Below are 23,379 nucleotides of genomic sequence, written 5' to 3'. Positions count from 1 at the left end.
TGGGTCACGGCGAGTGTGTTGCGCGGCGCCGCGGTGTCCGCTGTGCCCACCCTTCCCCAAGCTCTCGGCTCCGCTCGAGCAGGGGATGCCCCTACCGCCCTCTGGGCGGACCAGCTGCCCACAGCGGGGGCGGGCGGGGGGCCCGCAGCGGGGGATGTGGGCTTCATGATTCTTCCCCGTCCGGCGTGAGCAACTCTGCGATGTCCAGGACGTGATGGCCCCGCATCGACGGGAGGCAGGTGCCGTGGGCCGGGCCGATGGGGGTGGACCACTCCGGGGGGATCGCCTTCGCGCCGCAGGTCGCGCCTGCCAGGGCGCCCGCGACCGCTGCCGTGGTGTCGGCGTCGCGGCCCATGTTCACCGCCGTGAGGACCGCCGTCGCGAAGTCGCCCCCGGCGGCCGCGTACGCGCCGAAGGCGAGGCCGACCGCCTCGGGGGCGAGGTCCGTCCACGGGTAGCCGCCGATGACGACCGCCGAGCGGACCGCGCGTTCGCCGCGGTGGGCGACGGCGACGGCGCGGCGCAGGGAGCGGGCGGTCCAGCTGTCGGAGGGGATGACGGAGAGGGCCGCCGCGACCACCGACTCCACCGGCGCGCCCGCCATCGCCGCCGCCACGCCCGCCGCCACCGCCCGGCCGCCGTGGATGCCCTCGCCCTCGTGGCTGACCGTGCCGTCGACGGCGACGAGGCGGGCCGCTTCGGCGGGGTCGCCCGCGGCGAAGACGCCGAAGGGGGCGGCGCGCATCGCCAGTCCGTCGCTCCAGGCGTGCCGGTGCTGGGCGGAGATGGGCGCGGCGAGGCCCCGGCGCAGGTTCTCCAGGGTGCCGCGTTCGCTGAACCCCGCGCCGCGGAACGGGCCTTCGTCCAGGTCGGCGATCCACTGGTGCCAGGCCGCCTCGACGTGCGCGACGGTGAGCGCGGAGCCGTGCCGGGCGAGGAGGAGGCCGGAGAAGATGGCGTACTCGGTGTCGTCCGTGCCCGCCGGATGCTCGACGACGTACCCCGTGATGCGGCCCCAGCGGCGCCGGATCTCGGAGGGCTTCATGTTCTCCGCGGGCGCGCCGAGCGCGTCGCCGACGGCGAGGCCGAGCATCGCCCCGCGGGCCCGCTCGCGGAGTCCGCCGGCGTCACCGGGCGCCGGGACCGAGGGAACACATGCGACCGATGCCATGCCGTGCCTCCCTGTCGCGCTGACTGCCGGGTTGCAGTGCGTCGGACCATCCCTGCCACGCGACGGCACTCATGTGAGCATCCATGCGCTCAGCGTCACCCCTTCGGCATGCCGGAGAGGCTGCGCACGGGGGTTCGGGTGAGGGCCCGCCGAGGCGCGTTTTCGCAGGTAAGTACGGCCTTCCTTGCTGGCGGGCAAGATTTTTCGGGCGTACTTTCGAGGGCGTCCGAGGGGGAGGGACCGGGGCCGGAGCGCTCCGTACCGGGGTGACGTGTGCCCCCGTCCGCATGCGTGTGCCCCCGTCCGAGTGGGAGGAAGAGTTTTCGTCATGGCGATCATCGAGACCGAGGCACCGCTGCACGAGGCGCACCGGGACAACCACACCCACCGTGACGTCAACGGTGGCTGGCTGCGCCCCGCCGTCTTCGGCGCCATGGACGGTCTCGTGTCCAACCTGGCGCTGATGACCGGTGTCGCGGGCGGGGCGGTGTCGCGGGAGACCATCGTCATCACCGGCCTCGCGGGGCTCGCCGCGGGCGCGTTCTCGATGGCCGCGGGCGAGTACACCTCCGTCGCCTCGCAGCGCGAGCTGGTCCAGGCCGAACTGGACGTGGAGCGCAGGGAGTTGCGCAAGCACCCCAAGGACGAGGAGCGGGAGCTCGCCGCGCTGTACGTGTCGCGCGGCGTCGAACCGGAGCTGGCCGGCGAGGTCGCCCGGCAGCTGTCCAAGGACCCCGAGCAGGCCCTGGAGATCCACGCCCGCGAGGAGCTGGGCATCGACCCGGGCGACCTGCCCTCGCCGCTGGTCGCCGCCGTGTCCTCGTTCGGCTCCTTCGCGCTGGGCGCCCTGCTGCCCGTACTGCCGTATCTGCTCGGGGCCGGTGCCCTGTGGCCCGCGCTGCTGCTCGCGCTGATCGGGCTCTTCGCGTGCGGTGCGGTCGTGGCCAGGGTGACGGCGCGGTCCTGGTGGTTCAGCGGGCTGCGGCAGCTCGCTCTGGGTGGGGCCGCGGCGGGTGTGACGTACGCCCTGGGCAGCCTGTTCGGGACGGCCGTAGGATAGGCCGCCGTGCAGGTGTATGCAGGATTCTGCATAAGTAGTCGTTACCGTGCGGTTTCGATTCCTTGACCGCTGGGCATGAGCCGTAAGCGCTGCGGGCAATGAGGCTCCTGGCGCTCCGGGCCCGCGGTCACCGATCTGTCCGCTTCCGGTCCCTCCTCCGCCGCCCTCGACCCCCCAGGGCGCGTCCACATGCTGGAATGAAGTATCCGCTTTTCGAGAAGCGGTCCATCATGTAACCTGCACGAAATTTAGCCAGGGCCAACGTCGTCCCTATCGCCGCTCGCGCCCCCGGAGCCCCAGTCGCCCGGGAGGTTGCCCCCATCACGACGACGGGAGTGCCGATGCGTTCCGACGCCTGGTCGCCCATGGACGGTCGCCCCGCCCCGCAAGGGATGTACGACCCCCGTAATGAGCACGACGCCTGTGGCGTCGGGTTCGTGGCCACCCTCACCGGTGAGGCGAGCCATGAGCTCGTCGAGCAGGCGCTGACCGTACTGCGCAATCTCGAACACCGCGGCGCCACCGGATCCGAGCCCGACTCCGGCGACGGCGCCGGCATCCTGCTCCAGGTCCCGGACGCGTTCCTGCGCGAAGTGGCCGGATTCAGCCTCCCCGAGGCGGGCGCGTACGCCGTCGGCATCGCCTTCCTGCCGCAGGACTCCGTCGACGAATCCGTCTCACGGATCGAGACGATCGCCGCCGAAGAGGGCCTGACCGTGCTCGGCTGGCGCGAGGTCCCCGTCGCCCCGACGCTGCTCGGCGCCACCGCCCGCTCGACGATGCCGGTCTTCCGCCAGCTGTTCGTCGCTGGGGGCACCTCCCGGACGGAGTCCGGGGGAGGCGAGGCCAGCGGGCTCGTCCTCGACCGCAAGGCGTTCGTGCTGCGCAAGCGCGCCGAACGCGAGGCGGCCACCTACTTCCCCTCCCTCTCGGCGCGCACGATCGTCTACAAGGGCATGCTGACCACCGGCCAGCTGGAGCCCTTCTTCCCGGACCTGTCCGACCGCCGCTTCGCCACGGCCGTCGCGCTCGTCCACTCGCGCTTCTCCACCAACACGTTCCCGAGCTGGCCGCTCGCGCACCCCTACCGCTTCGTGGCGCACAACGGCGAGATCAACACGGTCAAGGGCAACCGCAACTGGATGCGGGCCCGCGAGTCGCAGCTCGTCTCCGACGTGTTCGGCAACGGCGGGGACACGCTGGAGCGGATCTTCCCGGTCTGTACGCCGGACGCCTCCGACTCCGCCTCCTTCGACGAGGTCCTCGAACTCCTGCACCTCGGCGGCCGCTCGCTGCCCCACTCGGTCCTGATGATGATCCCGGAGGCCTGGGAGAACCACGCCTCCATGGACCAGGACCGCCGCGCCTTCTACCAGTTCCACGCCACGATGATGGAGCCCTGGGACGGCCCGGCCTGCGTCACCTTCACCGACGGCACCCAGGTCGGCGCGGTCCTCGACCGCAACGGCCTGCGCCCGGGCCGCTACTGGGTCACCGACGACGGCCTGGTCGTCCTCGGCTCCGAGGTCGGCGTCCTCGACATCGACCCGGCGAAGGTCGTCCGCAAGGGCCGACTGCAGCCCGGCCGGATGTTCCTCGTCGACACCGCCGAGCACCGCATCGTCGAGGACGACGAGATCAAGGCCGCCCTCGCCGCCGAGAAGCCGTACGCGGAGTGGCTGGAGGCCGGTGAGATCGAGCTGTCCGACCTGCCCGAGCGCGAGCACATCGTGCACACGCACGCCTCCGTCACGCGCCGCCAGCAGACCTTCGGCTACACCGAGGAGGAGCTGCGCATCCTGCTCGCCCCGATGGCCAAGGCCGGGGCGGAGCCGATCGGCTCGATGGGCACGGACACGCCGATCGCCGCGCTCTCCGAGCGCCCGCGGCTGATCTTCGACTACTTCACCCAGCTGTTCGCGCAGGTCACCAACCCGCCGCTTGACGCCATCCGCGAGGAGCTCGTGACCTCGCTGCGCTCCTCGCTCGGCCCGCAGGGCAACCTCCTCGACCCCACCGCGGCCTCCTGCCGCAGCGTCACCCTGCCCTTCCCGGTGATCGACAACGACGAGCTGGCCAAGCTCATCCACATCAACGCCGACGGCGACATGCCCGGCATGAAGGCCGCGACGCTCTCCGGCCTGTACCGGGTCGGCGGCGGCGGTGACGCCCTGACCGCCCGCATCGAGGAGATCTGCGCCGAGGCCGACGCCGCCATCGAGGCCGGCGCCCGGCTGATCGTGCTCTCCGACCGGCACTCCGACGCCGAGCACGCCCCGATCCCCTCGCTCCTGCTCACCGCGGCCGTCCACCACCACCTCATCCGCACCAAGCAGCGCACCCAGGTGGGCCTGCTCGTCGAGGCGGGCGACGTGCGCGAGGTGCACCACGTCGCGCTGCTCATCGGCTTCGGCGCGGCGGCCGTCAACCCGTACCTGGCGATGGAGTCCGTCGAGGACCTGGTCCGCGCGGGCACGTTCCTGCCCGGGATCGAGGCCGAACAGGCCATCCGCAACCTGATCTTCGCCCTCGGCAAGGGCGTCCTGAAGGTGATGTCCAAGATGGGCATCTCCACGGTCGCCTCCTACCGGGGCGCCCAGGTCTTCGAGGCCGTCGGCCTCCAGGAGGCCTTCGTCGAGAAGTACTTCAACGGCACCGCCTCCAAGATCGGCGGCGTCGGCATCGACGTCGTCGCCCAGGAGGTCGCCGCCCGCCACGCCAAGGCCTACCCGGCCTCCGGCGTGCCGTCCGCGCACCGCGCCCTGGACATAGGGGGCGAGTACCAGTGGCGCCGCGAGGGCGAGCCGCACCTGTTCGACCCCGACACGGTCTTCCGCCTCCAGCACTCCACGCGCAGCCGCCGCTACGACATCTTCAAGCAGTACACGGACCGCGTGAACGAGCAGTCCGAGCGCCTGATGACGCTCCGGGGCCTGTTCGGCTTCAAGAGCGACCGGCCCTCGATCCCCGTGGACGAGGTCGAGCCGGTCTCCGAGATCGTCAAGCGCTTCTCCACCGGCGCCATGTCGTACGGATCGATCTCCCGCGAGGCGCACGAGACCCTCGCCATCGCCATGAACCAGCTCGGCGGCAAGTCCAACACCGGCGAGGGCGGCGAGGACGCCGACCGGCTCTACGACCCGGCGCGCCGCTCGTCCATCAAGCAGGTCGCCTCCGGCCGCTTCGGCGTGACCAGCGAGTACCTGGTCAACGCCGACGACATCCAGATCAAGATGGCCCAGGGCGCGAAGCCCGGCGAGGGCGGCCAGCTCCCAGGACACAAGGTCTACCCGTGGGTGGCCAAGACCCGGCACTCGACGCCGGGCGTGGGGCTCATCTCCCCGCCGCCGCACCACGACATCTACTCCATCGAGGACCTCGCCCAGCTCATCCACGACCTGAAGAACGCGAACCCGCAGGCGCGGATCCACGTGAAGCTGGTCTCCGAGGTCGGCGTCGGCACGGTCGCCGCGGGTGTCTCCAAGGCCCACGCGGACGTGGTGCTCATCTCCGGCCACGACGGCGGCACCGGCGCGTCCCCGCTCACCTCGCTCAAGCACGCGGGCGGCCCCTGGGAGCTCGGCCTCGCCGAGACCCAGCAGACCCTGCTCCTCAACGGCCTGCGCGACCGCATCGTCGTGCAGACCGACGGCCAGCTGAAGACCGGCCGTGACGTGCTCATCGCCGCGCTGCTCGGCGCCGAGGAGTTCGGCTTCGCGACCGCGCCGCTCGTCGTGTCCGGCTGCGTCATGATGCGCGTCTGCCACCTGGACACCTGCCCGGTCGGCATCGCCACGCAGAACCCGACGCTGCGCGAGCGCTTCAGCGGCAAGGCCGAGTACGTCGTCAACTTCTTCGAGTTCATCGCGCAGGAGGTCCGCGAACTCCTCGCCGAGCTCGGCTTCCGCTCCATCGAGGAGGCCGTCGGCCACGCCGAACTCCTCGACACCGAGCGGGCCGTGAACCACTGGAAGGCCCAGGGCCTGGACCTGGAGCCGCTGTTCCACGTCCCGGACCTGCCCGGCGGCGCCGTCCGCCACCAGGTCGTCGCCCAGGACCACGGCCTGGAGAAGGCCCTCGACAACGAGCTGATCAAGCTCGCGGCCGACGCGCTCGCCGCCGACTCGCAGGCGGACGCCCAGCCGGTCCGCGCCCAGGTCGCGATCCGCAACATCAACCGCACGGTCGGCACCATGCTCGGCCACGAGGTGACGAAGAAGTTCGGTGGCGCGGGCCTGCCCGACGACACCATCGACATCACCTTCACGGGCTCGGCGGGCCAGTCCTTCGGCGCCTTCGTGCCGCGCGGCGTCACGCTGCGCCTGGAGGGCGACGCCAACGACTACGTCGGCAAGGGCCTGTCCGGCGGCCGCATCGTGGTCCGCCCCGACCGCGGCGCCGACCACCTCGCCGAGTACTCCACCATCGCGGGCAACACCATCGGCTACGGAGCCACCGGCGGCGAGCTGTTCCTGCGCGGCCGCACCGGTGAGCGGTTCTGCGTGCGCAACTCCGGCGCGCTCGTGGTGTCCGAGGGCGTGGGCGACCACGGCTGCGAGTACATGACCGGCGGCCACGCGGTCGTCCTCGGCGAGACCGGCCGCAACTTCGCGGCCGGCATGTCGGGCGGCATCGCGTACGTCATCGACCTGGACCGCGACAACGTCAACGCCGGGAACCTCGCGGCCGTCGAGCCCCTCGACGACACCGACAAGCAGTGGCTGCACGACGTCGTGCGCCGCCACCAGGAGGAGACGGGCTCCACCGTCGCCGAGAAGCTGCTCGCGGACTGGGACACGTCCGTGACCCGCTTCAGCAGGATCATCCCCAGCACGTACAAGGCAGTGCTCGCCGCCAAGGACGCCGCCGAGCGAGCCGGACTCTCCGAGTCCGAGATCACCGAGAAGATGATGGAGGCGGCGACCAATGGCTGATCCCAAGGGCTTTTTGAACCACGGCCGCGAGGTCGCCGAGACCCGCCCGGTCCCCGAGCGGCTGCGGGACTGGAACGAGGTCTACGTCCCCGGCTCGCTGCTCCCGATCATCTCCAAGCAGGCCTCGCGCTGCATGGACTGCGGCATCCCGTTCTGCCACAACGGCTGTCCGCTCGGGAACCTCATCCCCGAGTGGAACGACTACGCCTACCGCGAGGACTGGTCCGCCGCCTCCGAGCGGCTGCACGCCACCAACAACTTCCCGGAGTTCACCGGGCGGCTGTGCCCCGCGCCCTGCGAGGCGGCCTGCGTCCTCGGCATCAACCAGCCCGCCGTCACCATCAAGAACGTCGAGGTCTCCATCATCGACAAGGCCTGGGAGACCGGTGACGTGGCGCCGCAGGCGCCCGAGCGGCTCTCCGGCAAGACGGTCGCCGTGATCGGCTCGGGCCCGGCGGGCCTCGCCGCCGCCCAGCAGCTCACCCGCGCCGGACACACCGTCGCCGTGTACGAGCGCGCCGACCGCATCGGCGGCCTGCTGCGCTACGGCATCCCCGAGTTCAAGATGGAGAAGCGGCACATCAACCGCCGCATCGAGCAGATGCGCGCGGAGGGCACCAAGTTCCGCACCGGCGTGGAGATCGGCCGCGACATCGACGCCGCGAAGCTGCGCAAGCGCTACGACGCCGTGGTCATCGCCGTCGGTGCCACCACCGCCCGTGACCTGCCCGTCCCCGGACGCGAGCTCAAGGGCGTCTACCAGGCGATGGAGTACCTGCCGCTCGCCAACAAGGTGCAGGAGGGCGACTACGTCACCACGCCCGTCTCCGCCGAGGGCAAGCACGTCGTCGTCATAGGCGGCGGCGACACCGGCGCGGACTGCGTGGGCACCGCCCACCGCCAGGGCGCCGCCTCCGTCACCCAGCTGGAGATCATGCCCCGGCCGGGCGACGAGCGCTCCGCCGGGCAGCCCTGGCCGACCTTCCCCATGCTCTACAAGGTCACCTCGGCCCACGAGGAGGGCGGCGAGCGCGTCTACTCCGTCTCGACCACCCACTTCGAGGGGGATGAGGACGGGAACGTGCAGTTCCTGCACCTGGTCGAGGTCGAGTTCGTGGACGGCAAGCTCACCCAGAAGCCGGGCACCGAGCGGCGCATCCCCGCCCAGCTCGTCACGCTGGCCATGGGCTTCACCGGTACGGACCGTGAGAACGGCATGGTGGAGCAGTTCGGGCTCGACCTCGACGCGCGCGGGAACGTCGCGCGGGACGGCGAGTTCCAGACCAATGTCCCCGGTGTGTTCGTCGCCGGTGACGCCGGGCGCGGCCAGTCGCTCATCGTGTGGGCGATCGCCGAGGGACGCTCGGCCGCACGCGGTGTGGACCGGTTCCTCACCGGTGCGAGTGATCTTCCCTCGCCCATTCGCCCGACCGACCGGGCGCTGACGGTGTAGTCCGTACGGCCCCTTCACACGTCCCGTACAACGGCGTACGGAACTGGCGCGACGCCTGCCCTGTCCCCGACCGGACACTGGGTGGGCGTCGCGTTTTTTGTGCGCTCCGCCCCGGGCGCGTACACCGTGATTGCGTCATGCGCAACGCCGATTGCAAGCCGTAGCGCACCGCGCAACGGTGATTACGGTTCGGCCGCTTCGCCGAAAGGGTCTAGACCGCCCACACTCTGTGTGACCAGAATCGCTCTCACCAAAGGAACCTGAAGGGGGCCGGCATGAAGCGACGTGTCATCGCGGCAGGTTGTATCGCCATGGCGCTCGGTCTGACCGCAACCGCGTGCGGTGGCGATGACGGCGGCGACAGCGGCGACAACGGCGGCAAGGTCGACGGCAAGGGCAAGACGCTCACCGTGTGGATCATGGAGGGCACCAACCCCGATCCCCGGCCCTTCTTCAAGGAGGTCGGCGCGGCCTTCGAAAAGAAGACCGGCGCCAAGATCAAGGTCGAGTACCAGCAGTGGGCGACCGCCCAGAAGAAGTTCACGACCGCGATCGAGGGCGGCGAGGACCAGGTCCCCGACGTCGCCGAGGTCGGCACCACCTGGGTGCCGCAGTTCGCCGAGACCGAGGCGCTCGTCGACGTCACGGACGACGTGAAGAAGTCCGGCCTGGCCAACGACCTGGTCGAGGGCCTGAAGGACGCGGGCACGCTGGACGGCAAGCAGTACGGCATGCCGTGGTACGCGGGCGTGCGCTCCATCGTCTACCGCAAGGACATCTTCGAGAAGCACAAGCTGAAGCCGCCGACGACCTGGAAGGAGCTCCAGGAGACGGCGAAGACGCTGAAGGACAAGGAGCCGGGCCTGATCCCGTTCCCGGTGGCGGGCGGCGCGGAGATGTTCGCGACCCCCTTCATCTGGGGCGCGGGCGGCGACCTCGCCACCCAGGACGGCGACAAGTGGAAGTCCACCATCAACTCGCCCGAGTCCATCAAGGGCATCGAGTTCTACACCGGCCTCGCCACCAAGGACAAGGTCTCCCCGGCCAAGGTGAACACCTGGACCGAGAAGGAGGTCGGCGACGCCTGGAACAAGAGCCAGATCGCCATGGCGATCGGCGGCAACTGGACGCCGAAGGCCATCACGGACGCGAACCCCAAGCTCAAGGGCAAGCTCGGCGCCGTCACGATCCCCGGCCCGACCGGCGGGATGAGCAAGTCCTTCCTCGGCGGCTCCTACCTGTCCGCGTTCAACACGGACAAGAAGGAACTCGCCTGGGAGCTGGTCAAGCTCATGACCACCGGTGAGTTCGCCGCGAAGTGGGCCAAGCAGACCAACTACTTCCCCGGCCAGAACTCCGAGCTGAAGAAGATCGAGGCCCAGAAGGACCCGCTGGTCGAGCCGTTCGCGAAGCAGATGATCGAGGCCGGCGCCACGGTGCCCAAGACCAAGGCGTACGGCGAGATCCAGGCCTCGCAGGTCGTCACCGGCATGGTCCAGTCGATCCTCACCGGCAAGTCCTCCGTGAAGGAGGCCGCGGACAAGGCGGCCAAGGACATGGACGAGATCTTCGCCAAGGACAAGTAGGCACACAGGGACGAGTGACCACGTGAAAGACATGCTCGTCAGCGACGGCTCGAAGGACGGCTCGTCCGGTTCTTCGAGCCTTCGCTCCCACCAGTCCGACGACGGCGAGACCGCGCGCCGCCGCAAGAGACTGACCACCCTCACCCGCCCCTGGCTGCTCCTCGCGCCCGCGCTCGTCGTGCTCATCGGCCTGCTGCTGTGGCCGCTGATCCAGGTCGGCAAGCTGTCGCTGCAGGACTACGTCGTCAAGTTCGGCGGCGGCAAGGGCACCTACACCGGCTTCGACAACTACAAGGACCTGCTGACCGGCGAGCTGCTGTGGAAGACGGTCCTGCCGAACACGGTGTTCTTCGCGTTCGCCTGCGTCGGTCTGACCGTCGCCCTCGGCACGGCCGTGGCGCTGCTGCTCAACCGCCTCGGCCCGACCTGGAAGCTGATCTGCTCGGTGTCGATCCTGGCCGCCTGGGCGATGCCCGCGGTGACCGGGACGTACGTCTGGATCTGGCTGTTCTCCCCGGAGGACGGCATGATCAGCCAAGTCGCCGACTCCATGGGCCTGATCGATGCCGAGACCACCAACTGGTTCACCGAACGGCTGCCGTTCTACGCCATCGCCACGATCAACGTCGTGCACCACGGCTTCCCGTTCGTGGCGATCACCGTCCTCGCCGGGCTCCTGACGATTCCCAAGGAGCTGTACGAGGCCGGGGAGATCGACGGAGCCAACGCCTGGCAGCGGTTCTGGAAGATCACCGTGCCGACCATCAAGCCCGTCTTCCTGGTGGTGACCATCCTCTCCACCATCTGGGACTTCAAGGTCTTCACCCAGGTCTTCCTGATGCCAGGAGGCAGCGGCTCCAATCCCGACGTCTACAACCTCGGTGTGTACTCCTACATCGAGGCGTTCGCCAAGAACGACTACGGCGCGGGCGCCGCGGCGGCCGTCCTCCTGACGCTGCTGCTGCTCGCGATCACCATCGTCTACATCCGGACACTGTTCCGGCAGGGAGAGGAGGACCTGTGAGCGCCCGACGGAGCACCTCGCTCGCCGCACGCATCGGCCTGCCGCTGTCCGTGGCTGCCCTGCTGGTCTTCACGCTCTTCCCTGTCTACTGGATGGTCTCCACCGCCCTCGACCCCAAGGCGCTCACCCGCGGCTCGGACCTGCTGCCGAGCGGCATCAGCTTCGAGCACTTCGACTTCGTCTTCGACCGGGGCAACTTCGGCCAGTACCTGCTGAACTCGGCGATCGTCGGCCTCGCCACGATCCTGGCCGCGGGGCTGCTCTCGCTGTTCGCGGCGATCGCGGTGGCCCGCTTCAAGTTCAAGTTCCGCACCTCCGTGCTGATCATGATCCTGATCGTGCAGATGGTGCCCCTGGAGGCCCTCGTCATCCCGCTGTTCATCCAGATGCGGGACTACGAGATGCTCAACTCGCTGCTCGGCCTGTCGATCGTCTACATCGCCCTGTCGCTGCCGTTCGCCATCTGGACCCTGCGCGGGTTCGTGGCCGCGGTGCCCAAGGAGGTCGAGGAGGCCGCGTACATCGACGGCGCCTCCTGGTTCCGGATGTTCTGGTCCGTGCTGCTTCCGCTGGTCGCGCCGGGGCTCGTCGCCACCTCGATCTTCGCCTTCATCACGGCGTGGAACGAGTTCGTGTTCGCGTACACGTTCATGAAGGGCAGCGACAAGTACACGGCGGCCGTGGGCATCTTCCAGTTCTTCGGCGAGAACACCACGTCCTGGGGTCCCGTCATGGCCAGCTCCACGCTGGTCACGGTGCCCGTCATGCTCTTCTTCGTCGTCGTCCACCGCAGGCTCGGCTCGGGTCTGGCGGCGGGGGCCGTCAAGGGCTGATCCGCGCGAGGCGAGGGGGACGGGGAGGCGGCCCGGCTCGGGCAGTGCCTCCCCGTCCCCCTTCCGCTTGTGCGGGCCGTGCCGGGCCGTCGCCCGGCTCCGGCTCCGCCCCGCCCACGCTATTGACTATTATTCAATTTCGCTCCACTCTCGGGACCTTGAAGCCCAGCGCACCTCCGGGAGGTCCCGTGAGCACCGAAGCACTGGAGAAACTGACGGCGGAGCTCGGGGGCCGGCCCCCGGAGTCCTTCGCCGGGCTGCCGCCCGAGCGGCTCGCGTCGCTCGCCGACGCGCTGCGCCGGGAGCGCGAGAGCCGGGCTGCCGGCCTGAACCAGGCGGCCGAGGAGGCCCTGAAGCTGGTGCCCGCGCTGGCCCGCGGGCCCGTACGCCGGATCCTCTTCCGGTAGGCCGGGGGCGAGGACACCATGGACAAGCTGCGCGCCAGGGCCGAGACCCTGAAGACCGCCCGCCTCCTCGACGTCGAGCCCGACGAGCTCGCCTTCCTCGGGGAACTGCCCGCCGAGGACGTACGCCGCTTCCGTGCCGACTGCGTCGCGACGCTGTACGACCGGGCGCCCGACATGCTCGACCGCATCGCGTCCGCGACCAAGCTCGTGCCCGCCGGGGTCGCCGCCGCCATCTCCCAGAAGGCGCTCGGGCCCCGGCTCGCCGCCGCCGTCGCCGGGCGCCTCGAACCCGCCCGCGCCGCCGACATCATCGAGAAGCTGCCCGTCTCCTTCACCGCCGAGTCCTGCGGGCACCTCGACCCGCGGCGCATCAGCGGCATCGTCGACCGCCTCGACGAGAACCTGCTCGTCCGCATCGCCGTCGCCCTCGCCGAGCGCGAGGACCACATCACGATGGGGCGGTTCGTCGGCCATCTGCGCGACAGCGCGCTCGGCCGGATCCTGCCGCAGGTCGACGACGCGGTGGTGCTGCGCACCGGCTTCCTCATCGACGTGCCCGAACGGCTCGGCCACATCGTCGAGTTGATGGGCGCGGAGCGGCTCGCCGCCGTCATCGGGACGGCCGCCGCCGAAGGGCTGTGGCCCGAGGCGCTCGCCGTGGCCGGGATGGTCACCGGCGAGCAGCGCGGGCGGATCGCCTCCCTCGCCGCCGCGCAGCCGCCCGAACGGCTCGACCCGCTCGTCGTGACCGTCGCCCGCGACGGGCTCTGGGAGTCGCTCCTGCCGCTCGTCGCGCTGCTCGGCGCGGACGAACTCCGTACGGTGGCCGGGCTTCCCTCGCTGCGTGACCCCGCCGTCCTCGGCGGTGTGGTCCCCGCCGTCGTCGCCACCGGGCTGTGGGGCGAGTTCCTGCCCCTCGTCGAGGTGCTCCCCGAGGACTCCCGCAAGGTGGTGGCCGACCGGGCCGCGGAGCTGTCCGACGCCGAACTCGACGCGCTCGTCCGGGAGGTGGGCAAGCGGGATCTCTGGGAGCTTGTGCTGCCGCTGGTGGAGCTCATGTCCGACGACGCGAAGGTCAGGATCTTCGCGCTGCCGGCCTTCGAGGACCGCCCCGCGTAGCCGGTCCGCCCTGGGCGTGAGGCGCCCCGGGGGTCGTCATCCGTACGTTGCCCGGGGCGGGCGCCGGTCGCGCTCCGCGCTCGTCCTCAAGCGCCGGACGGGCTGTTTCCCCCACCCGCCCGCCCTTTCCCTCCCGGGGGGTGGGGTGGGGTCTCGGGCGGGGTGGGGTGTTCAAGGGGCGGGCTGTGTCTGGGCGTTGCCCGGGGCGGGCGCCGGTCGCGCTGCGCGCTCGTCCTCAAGCGCCGGACGGGCTGATTTCGTCCGCCCGCTCGTTTCGCTGATTTCCCCCACCTGGCTGCCCATTTCCCAGAGCGCCGGACGGGCTTTCCGCCCGCCCGGCGCTTTGCCGTTGCGGCAGCGATGGGGGTGGGTGGTCGGGGGTGGTGGGGTGAGGGAGCATGGGGGTGTTGATGTTGAGGTGTGTGGAGGTGGGGTGTGGTGACGCTTACTTGTGAGGGGACCTCTCGGGGTGGGCGGGGGGCAGGAGTTGGGCTGCGGTACCACGAGGCCGGGCCTGCGGGGGCCGAGGCGCCGGTGCTGGTGATGTTGCACGGGGGCGGGCCGGGGGCCAGCGCCTGGGGGGCGTTCGGGGGTGTGCTGGGGGCCTTCGCCGGGCGGTTCCGGACGCTGCTGGTCGATCTGCCGGGGTTCGGGCGGTCGGACAAGCCCGAGCTGGACAAGGACGTGTTCTCGTTCGGGGCGGACGCCGTGGCCGGGCTCCTGGACGAGCTGGGAGTGGAGAAGGCGCACTTCGCGGGCGTGTCGCTCGGAGGCGGCGTGTGCGTCCGGATGGCGCTCGACCACCCGGACAAGGTCGACCGGCTGCTGCTCACGGCCCCCGCGGGCCTCGCGCTCAACCTCTTCACCGCCGAACCCACCGAAGGCGTCAAGCGCCTCATCGAGTTCGGCGTCGCCCCGGAGCCGACCCGCGAGCACGTGCGGGCCTTCCTCACCTCCCTCGTCCACGACCCGTCCCACGTGACGGACGCATTCGTGGAGGAGCGGTACGCGCAGGCCCTCGACCCCGGCGCCCGCCTCGGCGCCCAGCGGCTCGGCGCGGCCTTTGCCAAGTGGCCCGAGGGCTCCCTGCTGTGGCGCGAGGCGCACCGGATCACCCGGCCGACGCTCCTCACCTGGGGCAGGGAGGACCGCGTCAACCCCGTCGACGGAGCCTTCGTCGCGCTCAAGGCCATGCCGGACGCCCGCCTGCACGTGTTCCCGCGCTGCGGACATCTGGCGTACGTGGAGCGGGAGGCGGAGTTCCTGCGCCTGGCCGTCGACTTCCTCGAAGGCTGACCGGTTCTCCGAAGGCCGACCGGTTCTCCGAAGGCCGACCGGGGCGCGCCGACCGGCCCGTACGCTGGTGCCATGGGTGCGGCGATCAGTCTCGACAAGGTGCGGGCCGTGGCGCCCGGCCTCGTCAGTCTCTACAAGACGGCGGGGGAGCGGCTGCGGGCCCACGGCCTGGAGGGCGAGCGCGCCGCCGTGTACCTGGTCGTCGACCACTCCGGCTCGATGCGGCCCTACTTCGACGACGGCAGCGTGCAGGCGCTCGCCGACCGCGTGCTCGGACTCTCCGCGCACCTGGACGACGACGGCGTCGTACCCGCCGTCTTCTTCTCCACGGACGTGGACGCGGTCGTCGACGTCGAACTGACCGGCCACCAGGGCCGCATCGGGGAGATCGTCGCCGGACTCGGACACATGGGGCGGACGAACTACCACGCCGCCATGGACGCCGTCATCGACCACTACCTGGAATGCGGCGCCACCGCGCCCGCCCTGGTCATCTTCCAGACCGACGGCGGCCCGCTGAACAGGACCGCCGCCGAGCGGTACCTGTGCAAGGCGGCGAAGCTGCCGCTGTTCTGGCAGTTCATCGGCTTCGGCAACCCCGCGAGCAAGCAGTTCGACTATCTGCGCAGGCTCGACGAACTGCCCGTGCCCGGACGCCGCGTCGTCGACAACGCCGGGTTCTTCCACCTAGGCACGGACCCGGTCGCCGTCTCGGACGACTTCCTGTACGACCGCCTCGTCGCCGAGTTCCCCCAGTGGCTGGCCGCGGCACGCGAGCACGGCATCGTCGCACCCCGCACCGCGGCCCCGTAGCACCACCGGGCCCGCGGCTCACCCCACCATCGCCCGGCGCAGCTCGACCAGCGTGCCCGCGTCCAGGCCCAGGCCCTTGGTCAGATAGCCGCCGAAGCCGCCGTACCGCCGTGTCACCTCGGCGAGCGCCGCGTCCAGATAGTCGGTGCGAACCTCCTGGAGCGGGACGAGCAGGTCCGGGTTCTGCATCATGCCGGTCTGCCGAAGCGTCTCGCGCAGCTTCGCGTCGTACGCGGCGCGGAAGGTGTTGGACGCCAAGTAGTCGTCCACGACGGTGCGTTCGGGCACCCCCACGGCACGCAGCAGGACGTACGTCGTCCAGCCCGTGCGGTCCTTGCCCGACGTGCAGTGGTAGAGCAGGGGCGCGGCCGTGCCGCCGCCCGCGATGTCGCGCAGCGTCGCGCCGAACTGCGCGCGGTCGGTGGCGTCCGTGACGAACGTGCGGTACACGTCCCGCATGAACGCCTCGGCCTTCCCGCCGCCGAGCATCTCCTCCTGCTTGACCGGGTCCCGGGAGCCGATCACGGTCATGAGCTGCCGGAACAGGCCGTTGTCGGTGACGGGCCGCGCGGTCGCGACCAGACCGGCGGGCAGCCGGTCCGGCCCGTCGTACCGGACCTCCTCCGCGACCCGGAAGTCCACCACCTTCCGCAGCCGGAGCCCGGCCAGCGTCGAGACGTCCCCGTCCGTGAGCTTGCTGAGCGCGTCGGCGCGGAAGACCCGGCCGTGCCGCACCCGCTCGCCGTCGTAGGTGCGGTAGCCGCCCACGTCACGGACGTTGACGGCCCCCTGGAGCGGGATCTGCCGGGGTGCTTCGGAGGCGAGGGGGTGCGTGTACGAGGGCCGGGGCGCGCTCGGCGCGGCGTGCGCTGTCACCCCCGGCGCGGCGCCGAGGACGAGCGTGAGGACCGCGACCGTGGCCGCCGTACGGGTGCGAGTGGTGCGCATCGGGCCGCCTTTCCGTACCTGTCGCCGTACGGCCAAACAGTTGTTTGGCCGGGATCGGGTGGGACGGTAATGGCGGCCCCTCGAAGGGGGAAGGCGCGTACGAAGGTTATTTGACGGGGCGTCAGTACGCCGCGTGCTACTGCGCGAGCCGCGCCGCCGCCCGGCGCTGCCGGTCCGCGGCGCCGTCGAGGAAGCGGATCACCGTCTCCAGCTCCGCGGTCGTGAACTCCTCGCAGAACTCCTCCACTTCGCGCCCCCAGTCCGCGAAGACCTCCGTCAGGCCCGCCATCTTCTCGGCGCGGAACTCCACCAGGACCCGGCGCTTGTCCGTGGGGTGCTTCACCCGGCGCGCGAAGCCCTTGGCCTCCAGGCGGTCGACGAGGCCGGTCACGGACGCGGGCGCGAGGCCCGTCTCGGCCGCGAGGTCCTTGGCGGTGAGGGGGCCCTTGCGGATGAGCAGGTCGAGGGTCTTGCTCTCGGTGGCGTTCAGGCCCTGCCGGGCGGCGACGGCCGAGTGGAACATCACGGTCACCGCGCTGTTGGCCCGGCCCGCCGCGGAGAGCCGGGCCACGACGTCGGCGCGCCCCGGCTCCGCCGCCTCCTGCTCCGGCGCTCGTCCCGGCTCCCGGTCCTGCTGCGTGCGGCTCTTCGGCATGGGGTGAGCCTAGCAAGAAGTTCGTTCGGTCGAACGAAAGACTTGCGGAGGTGGATCGGGTCGTGCAAGTCTTTCGTTCGTCCGAACGAAATAAATCCGAGGAGGCTCAGGAGCCCGCCATGACCGCCACCCTGACCACGCCGCAGGACGACGCGGCGCCCCCGCACCCCCGGCGCTGGGCGGCCGCCGTCGTGATGATGGTCGCCGCCCTCATGGACCTGCTCGACGTGACGATCGTGAACGTCGCGATCCCGTCGATCGGGCGGGACCTCGGCGCGTCCGAGAGCGCGCTGCAGTGGATCGTCTCCGCCTATCTGCTCGGCTTCGCCGCCACCCTGATCGTCGCCGGGCACCTCGGCGACCGGTACGGCCGCAAGGTCCTGTTCCTGACCGGCACCGCGGGCTTCGGCCTCGCGAGCCTCGCCTGCGGGGCCGCGCAGTCGCCGGGACAGCTGGTGGCGGCCCGCGCCGTGCAGGGCGTCATGGCCGCGCTCCTCATGCCGCAGGTGCTCGGCTCCTTCCGCACGCTGTTCCGGGGCAAGGAGCGCGGCGCTGCCTTCGGGATGTACGGAGCCGTCGCCGGGTTCGCGTCCGCGATCGGGCTGCTGCTCGGCGGGGTGCTCACCGACGCCGATCTGTTCGGCTGGGGCTGGCGCTCGGTGTTCCTGGTGAACGTCCCCGTGGCCGTCGCCACCCTCGTCGCCGGGACCGTCCTCGTACCGGCCACCCGCGAGCGCTCGGCCGGACGGCCCGACCTGCTCGGCAGCCTCGTCCTCGCCGCGGCCCTCGTCGCCGTCGTCCTGCCCCTGGTCCAGGGCCGCGCCAACGGCTGGCCGGTGTGGGGCTGGGTGTGCATGGGCGCCGGGGTGGCCGCGCTCGCCGGGCTCGGCGTGGCCGAGGGTCGCCGCCGCTCGGGCCCCTCCTCGCACGTGACGCCGCTGCTGCCCGCGCGCGCCTTCAAGCTGCCCGCGTTCTCCGTGGGAGTCCTGGTGCAGCTCCTGTTCTCCGTCGGCATGCAGGGCTTCTTCCTGGTCTTCGCGATCTGGCTGCAGGGCGGCGAGGGCTACACGCCGATGCAGGCCGGACTCGTCACCGTCGCCTTCTCCGCCGGCGGCTTCCTCACCGCGCCCGCCGCGGACGCCCTCGCCCTGCGCTTCGGGCGGCTCGTGCTCGCCGCCGGGGCGCTGCTGATGGCGGGCGGGTTCGCCTGGGTGTGGTCGGCAGTGGCGGACGGGGGCACCGAGCACACCGGGGCGTGGCCGCTGGTCCCGGGCCTCGCCGTGGCGGGCGCCGGGCTCGGCCTGCTCGTCGTACCGCTGGTGAACGTCGTCCTCTCGGCCGTGCCCGGTGACCTCGCGGGCGGGGCGTCGGGGATCTTCACCACGGCCCAGCAGTTCGGCGGGGCGCTCGGCGCGGCCGTCATCGGGACGGTGTTCTTCGACCGTGTCACGTCCGGCCCGTCCGGCCCGGCGGGCGGGCACGGCTCCTCCGGTACGGCGACGGGGCTCACCGACGCGCTCGGTGCCGCGATGCCGTGGGTGGTGGCCGCCTTCGCGCTCTGCGCGCTGCTGTGTCCGGCGCTGCCGCGGCGGGCGGTGGAGCGGCCCGAGTGAGGTCCGCGTTCCGCGGCGGGTCCGGTCCCCGGAAGGCTTTCGCCTGCGGGGGCCGGACGCATGTTAGGGTTAAGCGTTGCAGTTTTGGTACCCATGAACTTTATGTGCGCCTGACGGAATGCTCCGAGGGCGCATTATTTTGTTTTTCCGGCTCTTTTTGCGGGCCGGACCCCGGTCTCTCCGGATGGGGGTCCTTGCAGCGCTGGGAGAACCACAATTCCGTGGCTCTCCTTAATCTGCCCCTGTTGAGGAGATTGACATGGCAACTGGAACCGTGAAGTGGTTCAACTCGGAAAAGGGCTTCGGCTTCATCGAGCAGGACGGCGGCGGCCCCGACGTCTTCGCCCACTACTCCAACATCGCCAGCTCCGGCTTCCGTGAGCTCCTGGAGGGCCAGAAGGTCTCCTTCGAGGTGACCCAGGGCCAGAAGGGCCTGCAGGCCGAGAACATCGTTCCCGCCTGATCCTCGCTTCTCGCGAACCTCGCAGCCGGGGCCCGCACCACCACGGTGCGGGTCCCGGCTTGTGTGCTGTCACCGGCTGTGCTGTCACCGGCCAGGAAGGCTTGCCCCATGAATCGCCCCGACCGTCCCGCGCGCCCCGCCCGTCGGCGCTCATCGAACGACCGCACGGCAGGCTCGGCCACCCGCGGCCAGTCCTCGGGCGACTCCGGCCGCAAGAGCGCCGGCGCCACCGGCGGCACCCGGAACGCGAGCGGCGGCAAGCGCCCGGTGAACGGCGGCGGCCGAGGCGGCCGCAAGCCCTCCCGCCCCGCCCCGGCGCGCACCGCGCCCGCCGACTTCGCGCTGCCCGAGACCGTCACCCCCGCGCTGCCCGCCGTCGAGGCGTTCGAAGACCTCGACATGCCGGAGGCGCTGCTCAAGACCCTCGCCGCGCAGGGCGTCACCTCGCCCTTCCCGATCCAGGCCGCGACCCTGCCGAACTCCCTGGCCGGACGCGACGTCCTCGGCCGCGGCCGCACCGGCTCCGGCAAGACCCTCGCCTTCGGCCTCGCGCTCCTCGGCCGCACCGCGGGCCGCCGCGCCGAGCCCGGCAAGCCGCTCGCCCTGGTCCTCGTCCCCACCCGTGAGCTGGCGCAGCAGGTCACCGACGCCCTCGCGCCGTACGCCACGTCCGTGAACCTGCGCGTCGCCGCCGTCGTCGGCGGCCTTTCGATCAACAAGCAGGCCGCGACGCTGCGCCGCGGCGTCGAGGTGCTCGTCGCCACGCCGGGCCGCCTGAAGGACCTCATCGAGCGCGGCGACTGCGCCCTCGGCCAGGTCCGCGTCACCGTCCTCGACGAGGCCGACCAGATGGCCGACATGGGCTTCCTGCCCCAGGTCACCGCGCTGCTCGGGCAGGTGGAGCAGGGCGGCCAGACGATGCTGTTCTCCGCGACCCTGGACCGCAACGTCGACCGTCTCGTCCGCGGCTACCTGAGCGACCCCGTCGTGCACTCCGTCGACCCCTCCGCGGGCGCGGTGACCACGATGGAGCACCACGTCCTGTACGTCGCCGACGAGACGGACAAGAAGGCGGTCGCCCTGCGCATCGCCGCCCGCGACGGCAACGTCATCCTGTTCCTGCACACCAAGCGCGCCGTGGACCGCTTCACCAAGCGGCTCCTCGCCAGCGGAGTGCGGGCCTCCGGGCTGCACGGCGGACGGTCGCAGCCGCAGCGCAACCGCACCCTGGAGCAGTTCAAGAGCGGCGAGGTCACCGCGCTCGTCGCCACCAACGTGGCCGCGCGCGGCATCCACGTCGACGACCTCGACCTGGTCGTGAACGTCGACCCGCCCGTCGACCACAAGGACTACCTGCACCGCGGCGGCCGCACCGCGCGGGCGGGCGAGTCCGGCCGCGTCGTCACGCTCGTCCTGCCCGAGGAGAAGCGCGAGGTGGCCCGCCTGATGTCCGACGCGGGCATCAAGCCGGAGGCCGTCGCCGTCCGCTCGTCCTCCGAGGAGCTGGTCACGATCACCGGGGCGCGGGAGCCCTCCGGCGTGCCGGTCGTCATCGCGCCGCCCGTGCAGGTCGTGGCGCAGCGCAAGGCCCCCGCGCAGCGCAGGTCCGCGGGCGCGGGCGCCGGAGCCGGGGGAGCCGGTGGCGCGGGCGGCGGCGCCCGTCGCCGCGGCGGTCGTGGCCGCCGGGGCGGTCGCAGCCGCAACGCCGCGTAGTCCGCGAGCGGCTCGGGGGCGCCTGAGACAGAGGTGACGGGGTGGGCCGAGGCCCACCCCGTTCCCGTATCGCCGTCGGGTCGCGCGGGTCACCGGCGAGAGGCACGTGCCGCCGTCGGGCCGTGCGTGTCACCCGCGAGCCGCGCGTGCCGCCGTCGACTCGCCCGCGTCACCCGCGAGTCGCGCGTATCTCCGTCAATTCGCCCGCGTCACGCGCGAGTTTCACGTGTCGCAGTCGAGCACCGTCCGGCACAGCCCGCACCGCGCCCGCATCCGGCCCCGCGCGGGCACCCGGATGCGCTGATGGCAGGTCGGGCAGGGGAACGACACCCGCAGCGGGCCGGTGCCGTCCGAGCGCGAGAAGGCGTACGGGCCGCCGGACCGCCCGGTCGCCGTGCCGTGGTCCTGGGCGTAGCGCCGGTCCTTGGCGTACCGTCGCCGGCCCGCCCAGCCCGCCGCCGTCAGCGGGGGCTGCTGCTCGTCCTGCCGGGCCCGGGCGAGCCCCTTCGTGTACGCCGTGTACGCCTGCGGGCTGGTGAACCAGGTCTCGGGCGCCTCGCCGAACGCGAGGGAGCGCTTGGCGAGGACGTAGCCGAACTCCTCCGGCGTCAGATAGCCGAGCTTCTGCGACGAGGCGCTGTCCTCGCGGTAGGCGTCCAGGAGCAGCCAGCCCGCGCCCAGGTACGTGGTCGCCGTGTCGGTCAGGATCTCGTTGTCGCGCGTGCCCGGAAACGACAGGTCGAGGCGGTGCAGATACACGTGCATCACCTCGTGCGCGAGAGCCGCGCCGATGTCCCTGCGGTGCGTGCGGAAACGGTCGTTCAGCTCGATGAAGTACTCGGGCCCCGCGGCGAGTTCGACGGACGCCGCGTGCTGCATCTCCCGGAACGACACGATCATGCGGGCGTCCGGAAGCCGCAGATGCCGCACCAGCTCCCGGGCCACCCGCTGCGCGCCCAGATACAGGTCGTCCTGGTCGCAGAAGGCCACGTCGGCCGGGGCGACGCTGGTGTCGAAGGTGTGCACGGTGTCGTAGGAGAGCCGGCGGTACAGCGCGGTGATGGCCGCGCGCACCGTCTCCAGATGCGGATAGCCGTGCTCCACCGGACCGCCGTTCGCCACGCCCCCACCCCCTGAGCACCGCCCGATTCGTCCCCACTGTACGGGGGTTGTTCGCACCGGTAACCAGCCCCAGCCCCAACGTCTGGCCGAAAACCGCCCCTTGTCGCCCGCGCGGAGCCCTCCTCATAATCCAACAACGCTTGGCGGGCTCATGCCACGCAGCGCCTCCGGGCGCGTGCTGCATGGGCCCGCCGCGTGCGCAACCCCCCACAACTCCCACGAAGGGGCAAGAAGTTGAAGACGAAGTTCCGTGGAGTCAAGAGAGCCGCCGTCCTCGGGTCGGTCGCCCTCGGTGTCGCCAGCCTGCAGCCCGTCGTCGCGCAGGCGGCCCCTCACCCCGGCCCGAACCCCGGCGAGCGTGTCGTCGGCGGTGTGCGTGCCGCGCAGGGTGAGTTCCCGTTCATGGTCAGGCTCTCGATGGGCTGTGGCGGCTCCCTGCTCAAGCAGGACGTCGTCCTGACCGCCGCGCACTGTGTCGACGGCTCGGGCAACAACACCTCCATCACCGCCACCGGCGGCGTCGTCGACCTGCAGAGCTCCAGCGCGATCAAGGTCAAGTCCACCAAGGTCCTCCAGGCCCCCGGCTACAACGGCAAGGGCAAGGACTGGGCGCTGATCAAGCTCGCCAAGCCGATCAACCAGCCCACGCTGAAGATCGCCACCACCACCAAGTACAACAACGGCAACTTCACCGTCGCGGGCTGGGGTGCCAACCGCGAGGGCGGCGCGCAGCAGCGCTACCTGCTGAAGGCCACCGTGCCCTTCGTGAGCGACGCCGACTGCCAGGCCGCCTACAGCGGCGACATCATCCCGGGCGAGGAGATCTGCGCGGGCAAGCTCAACGTGGGTGGCGTCGACACCTGCCAGGGCGACTCCGGCGGCCCCATGTTCCGCAAGGACGAGGCCGGTCAGTACATCCAGGTCGGCATCGTGAGCTGGGGCAACGGCTGCGCCCGCCCGAAGTTCCCCGGTGTCTACACCGAGGTCTCGACCTTCGCGGCCGAGATAACCAAGCAGGCCAACCAGCTCTGACGCCCCGGGCGCCCCGGGTGCCCGTGAGGTGAACAGCCTTCCGTCGCGGGGCCGGGTCACGGCTGACCCGGCCCCGCTTCGTATGCCCATATATGGGACACTCAGGGGCGTACGAGACAGGCGCGGCAAGGGCGGAT

At 71.3% G+C, this 23,379-nt stretch carries 18 protein-coding genes; 14 read left to right on the top strand and 4 right to left on the bottom strand.

The features are described 5' to 3' along the window. Positions 1–163 precede the first annotated feature (163 nt). A complete protein-coding gene (locus ACFVHO_RS07495) occupies positions 164–1,171 on the bottom strand; it encodes an ADP-ribosylglycohydrolase family protein (RefSeq protein WP_385711172.1) in 1,008 nt (335 codons plus the stop codon). A gap of 328 nt (positions 1,172–1,499) precedes the next feature. On the opposite strand from ACFVHO_RS07495, the gene ACFVHO_RS07490 reads away from it, so the two are divergent. From ACFVHO_RS07490 to ACFVHO_RS07445, 10 genes are all read left to right on the top strand, one after another. Beyond that, positions 1,500–2,231 carry a VIT1/CCC1 transporter family protein gene (locus ACFVHO_RS07490; RefSeq protein ID WP_385711170.1) on the top strand — a complete coding sequence of 244 codons (732 nt, stop codon included), beginning with the start codon at positions 1,500–1,502 and terminating at the stop codon, positions 2,229–2,231. Between the two features lie 392 nt (positions 2,232–2,623). Continuing rightward, positions 2,624–7,165: a glutamate synthase large subunit gene (gene gltB / locus ACFVHO_RS07485; protein WP_385711218.1), complete on the top strand. Its 4,542-nt coding sequence runs from the start codon at positions 2,624–2,626 to the stop codon at positions 7,163–7,165. Continuing rightward, the gene (locus tag ACFVHO_RS07480) at positions 7,158–8,618 is read left to right on the top strand and encodes a glutamate synthase subunit beta (protein ID WP_385711168.1); all 1,461 of its coding nucleotides are present in this window, start codon (positions 7,158–7,160) and stop codon (positions 8,616–8,618) included. The genes gltB and ACFVHO_RS07480 overlap by 8 nt, the downstream gene beginning before the upstream one ends. Before the next feature lie 275 nt (positions 8,619–8,893). After that, entirely contained in the window at positions 8,894–10,204 is a 1,311-nt protein-coding gene (locus tag ACFVHO_RS07475; RefSeq protein WP_385711167.1) for a sugar ABC transporter substrate-binding protein, read from the top strand. 31 nt (positions 10,205–10,235) lie between these two features. Continuing rightward, positions 10,236–11,228: a carbohydrate ABC transporter permease gene (locus tag ACFVHO_RS07470; RefSeq protein ID WP_385711216.1), complete on the top strand. Its 993-nt coding sequence runs from the start codon at positions 10,236–10,238 to the stop codon at positions 11,226–11,228. Beyond that, positions 11,225–12,061: a carbohydrate ABC transporter permease gene (locus ACFVHO_RS07465; protein WP_385711165.1), complete on the top strand. Its 837-nt coding sequence runs from the start codon at positions 11,225–11,227 to the stop codon at positions 12,059–12,061. The genes ACFVHO_RS07470 and ACFVHO_RS07465 overlap by 4 nt, the downstream gene beginning before the upstream one ends. 188 nt (positions 12,062–12,249) lie before the next feature. Continuing rightward, the gene (locus ACFVHO_RS07460) at positions 12,250–12,468 is read left to right on the top strand and encodes a hypothetical protein (RefSeq protein ID WP_385711164.1); all 219 of its coding nucleotides are present in this window, start codon (positions 12,250–12,252) and stop codon (positions 12,466–12,468) included. Between the two features lie 18 nt (positions 12,469–12,486). Then, the gene (locus ACFVHO_RS07455; RefSeq protein ID WP_385711162.1) at positions 12,487–13,587 is read left to right on the top strand and encodes a hypothetical protein; all 1,101 of its coding nucleotides are present in this window, start codon (positions 12,487–12,489) and stop codon (positions 13,585–13,587) included. 420 nt (positions 13,588–14,007) lie between these two features. Beyond that, positions 14,008–14,883 carry an alpha/beta fold hydrolase gene (locus ACFVHO_RS07450; protein WP_385711161.1) on the top strand — a complete coding sequence of 292 codons (876 nt, stop codon included), beginning with the start codon at positions 14,008–14,010 and terminating at the stop codon, positions 14,881–14,883. A 72-nt stretch (positions 14,884–14,955) separates the two neighbouring features. Continuing rightward, positions 14,956–15,696, top strand: a complete 741-nt coding sequence (locus ACFVHO_RS07445) for a VWA domain-containing protein (protein ID WP_385711159.1) — start codon at positions 14,956–14,958, stop codon at positions 15,694–15,696. An 18-nt stretch (positions 15,697–15,714) separates the two neighbouring features. On the opposite strand, the gene ACFVHO_RS07440 is transcribed toward ACFVHO_RS07445, so the two are convergent. Together ACFVHO_RS07440 and ACFVHO_RS07435 are read right to left on the bottom strand one after the other, a co-directional pair. Then, the gene (locus ACFVHO_RS07440) at positions 15,715–16,644 is read right to left on the bottom strand and encodes a tyrosine-protein phosphatase (protein WP_385711157.1); all 930 of its coding nucleotides are present in this window, start codon (positions 16,642–16,644) and stop codon (positions 15,715–15,717) included. Positions 16,645–16,780: 136 nt separating this feature from the next. Beyond that, the gene (locus ACFVHO_RS07435; RefSeq protein ID WP_385711155.1) at positions 16,781–17,299 is read right to left on the bottom strand and encodes a MarR family winged helix-turn-helix transcriptional regulator; all 519 of its coding nucleotides are present in this window, start codon (positions 17,297–17,299) and stop codon (positions 16,781–16,783) included. A gap of 119 nt (positions 17,300–17,418) precedes the next feature. Between ACFVHO_RS07435 and ACFVHO_RS07430 the strand changes: the two genes are divergently transcribed. The 3 genes from ACFVHO_RS07430 to ACFVHO_RS07420 all read left to right on the top strand — a co-directional run bounded on the left by ACFVHO_RS07430 (position 17,419) and on the right by ACFVHO_RS07420 (position 21,088). Then, the gene (locus tag ACFVHO_RS07430; RefSeq protein ID WP_385711153.1) at positions 17,419–18,912 is read left to right on the top strand and encodes an MFS transporter; all 1,494 of its coding nucleotides are present in this window, start codon (positions 17,419–17,421) and stop codon (positions 18,910–18,912) included. 259 nt (positions 18,913–19,171) lie between these two features. After that, complete coding sequence (locus tag ACFVHO_RS07425) at positions 19,172–19,375, top strand: cold-shock protein (RefSeq protein ID WP_030362889.1); 204 nt, start codon at positions 19,172–19,174, stop codon at positions 19,373–19,375. A gap of 108 nt (positions 19,376–19,483) precedes the next feature. Further along, positions 19,484–21,088: a DEAD/DEAH box helicase gene (locus ACFVHO_RS07420; protein ID WP_385711151.1), complete on the top strand. Its 1,605-nt coding sequence runs from the start codon at positions 19,484–19,486 to the stop codon at positions 21,086–21,088. 222 nt (positions 21,089–21,310) lie between these two features. On the opposite strand, the gene ACFVHO_RS07415 is transcribed toward ACFVHO_RS07420, so the two are convergent. Further along, entirely contained in the window at positions 21,311–22,210 is a 900-nt protein-coding gene (locus tag ACFVHO_RS07415) for a hypothetical protein (RefSeq protein ID WP_385711149.1), read from the bottom strand. A 234-nt stretch (positions 22,211–22,444) separates the two neighbouring features. On the opposite strand from ACFVHO_RS07415, the gene ACFVHO_RS07410 reads away from it, so the two are divergent. Then, complete coding sequence (locus ACFVHO_RS07410; protein ID WP_380851638.1) at positions 22,445–23,242, top strand: S1 family peptidase; 798 nt, start codon at positions 22,445–22,447, stop codon at positions 23,240–23,242. Positions 23,243–23,379 lie beyond the last annotated feature (137 nt).

It is taken from the genome of Streptomyces sp. NPDC127108, assembly GCF_042677545.1.
In the GTDB taxonomy this organism is placed as follows: Bacteria; Actinomycetota; Actinomycetes; order Streptomycetales; family Streptomycetaceae; genus Streptomyces.
This window is presented reverse-complemented; position numbering and strand designations above follow the sequence as displayed.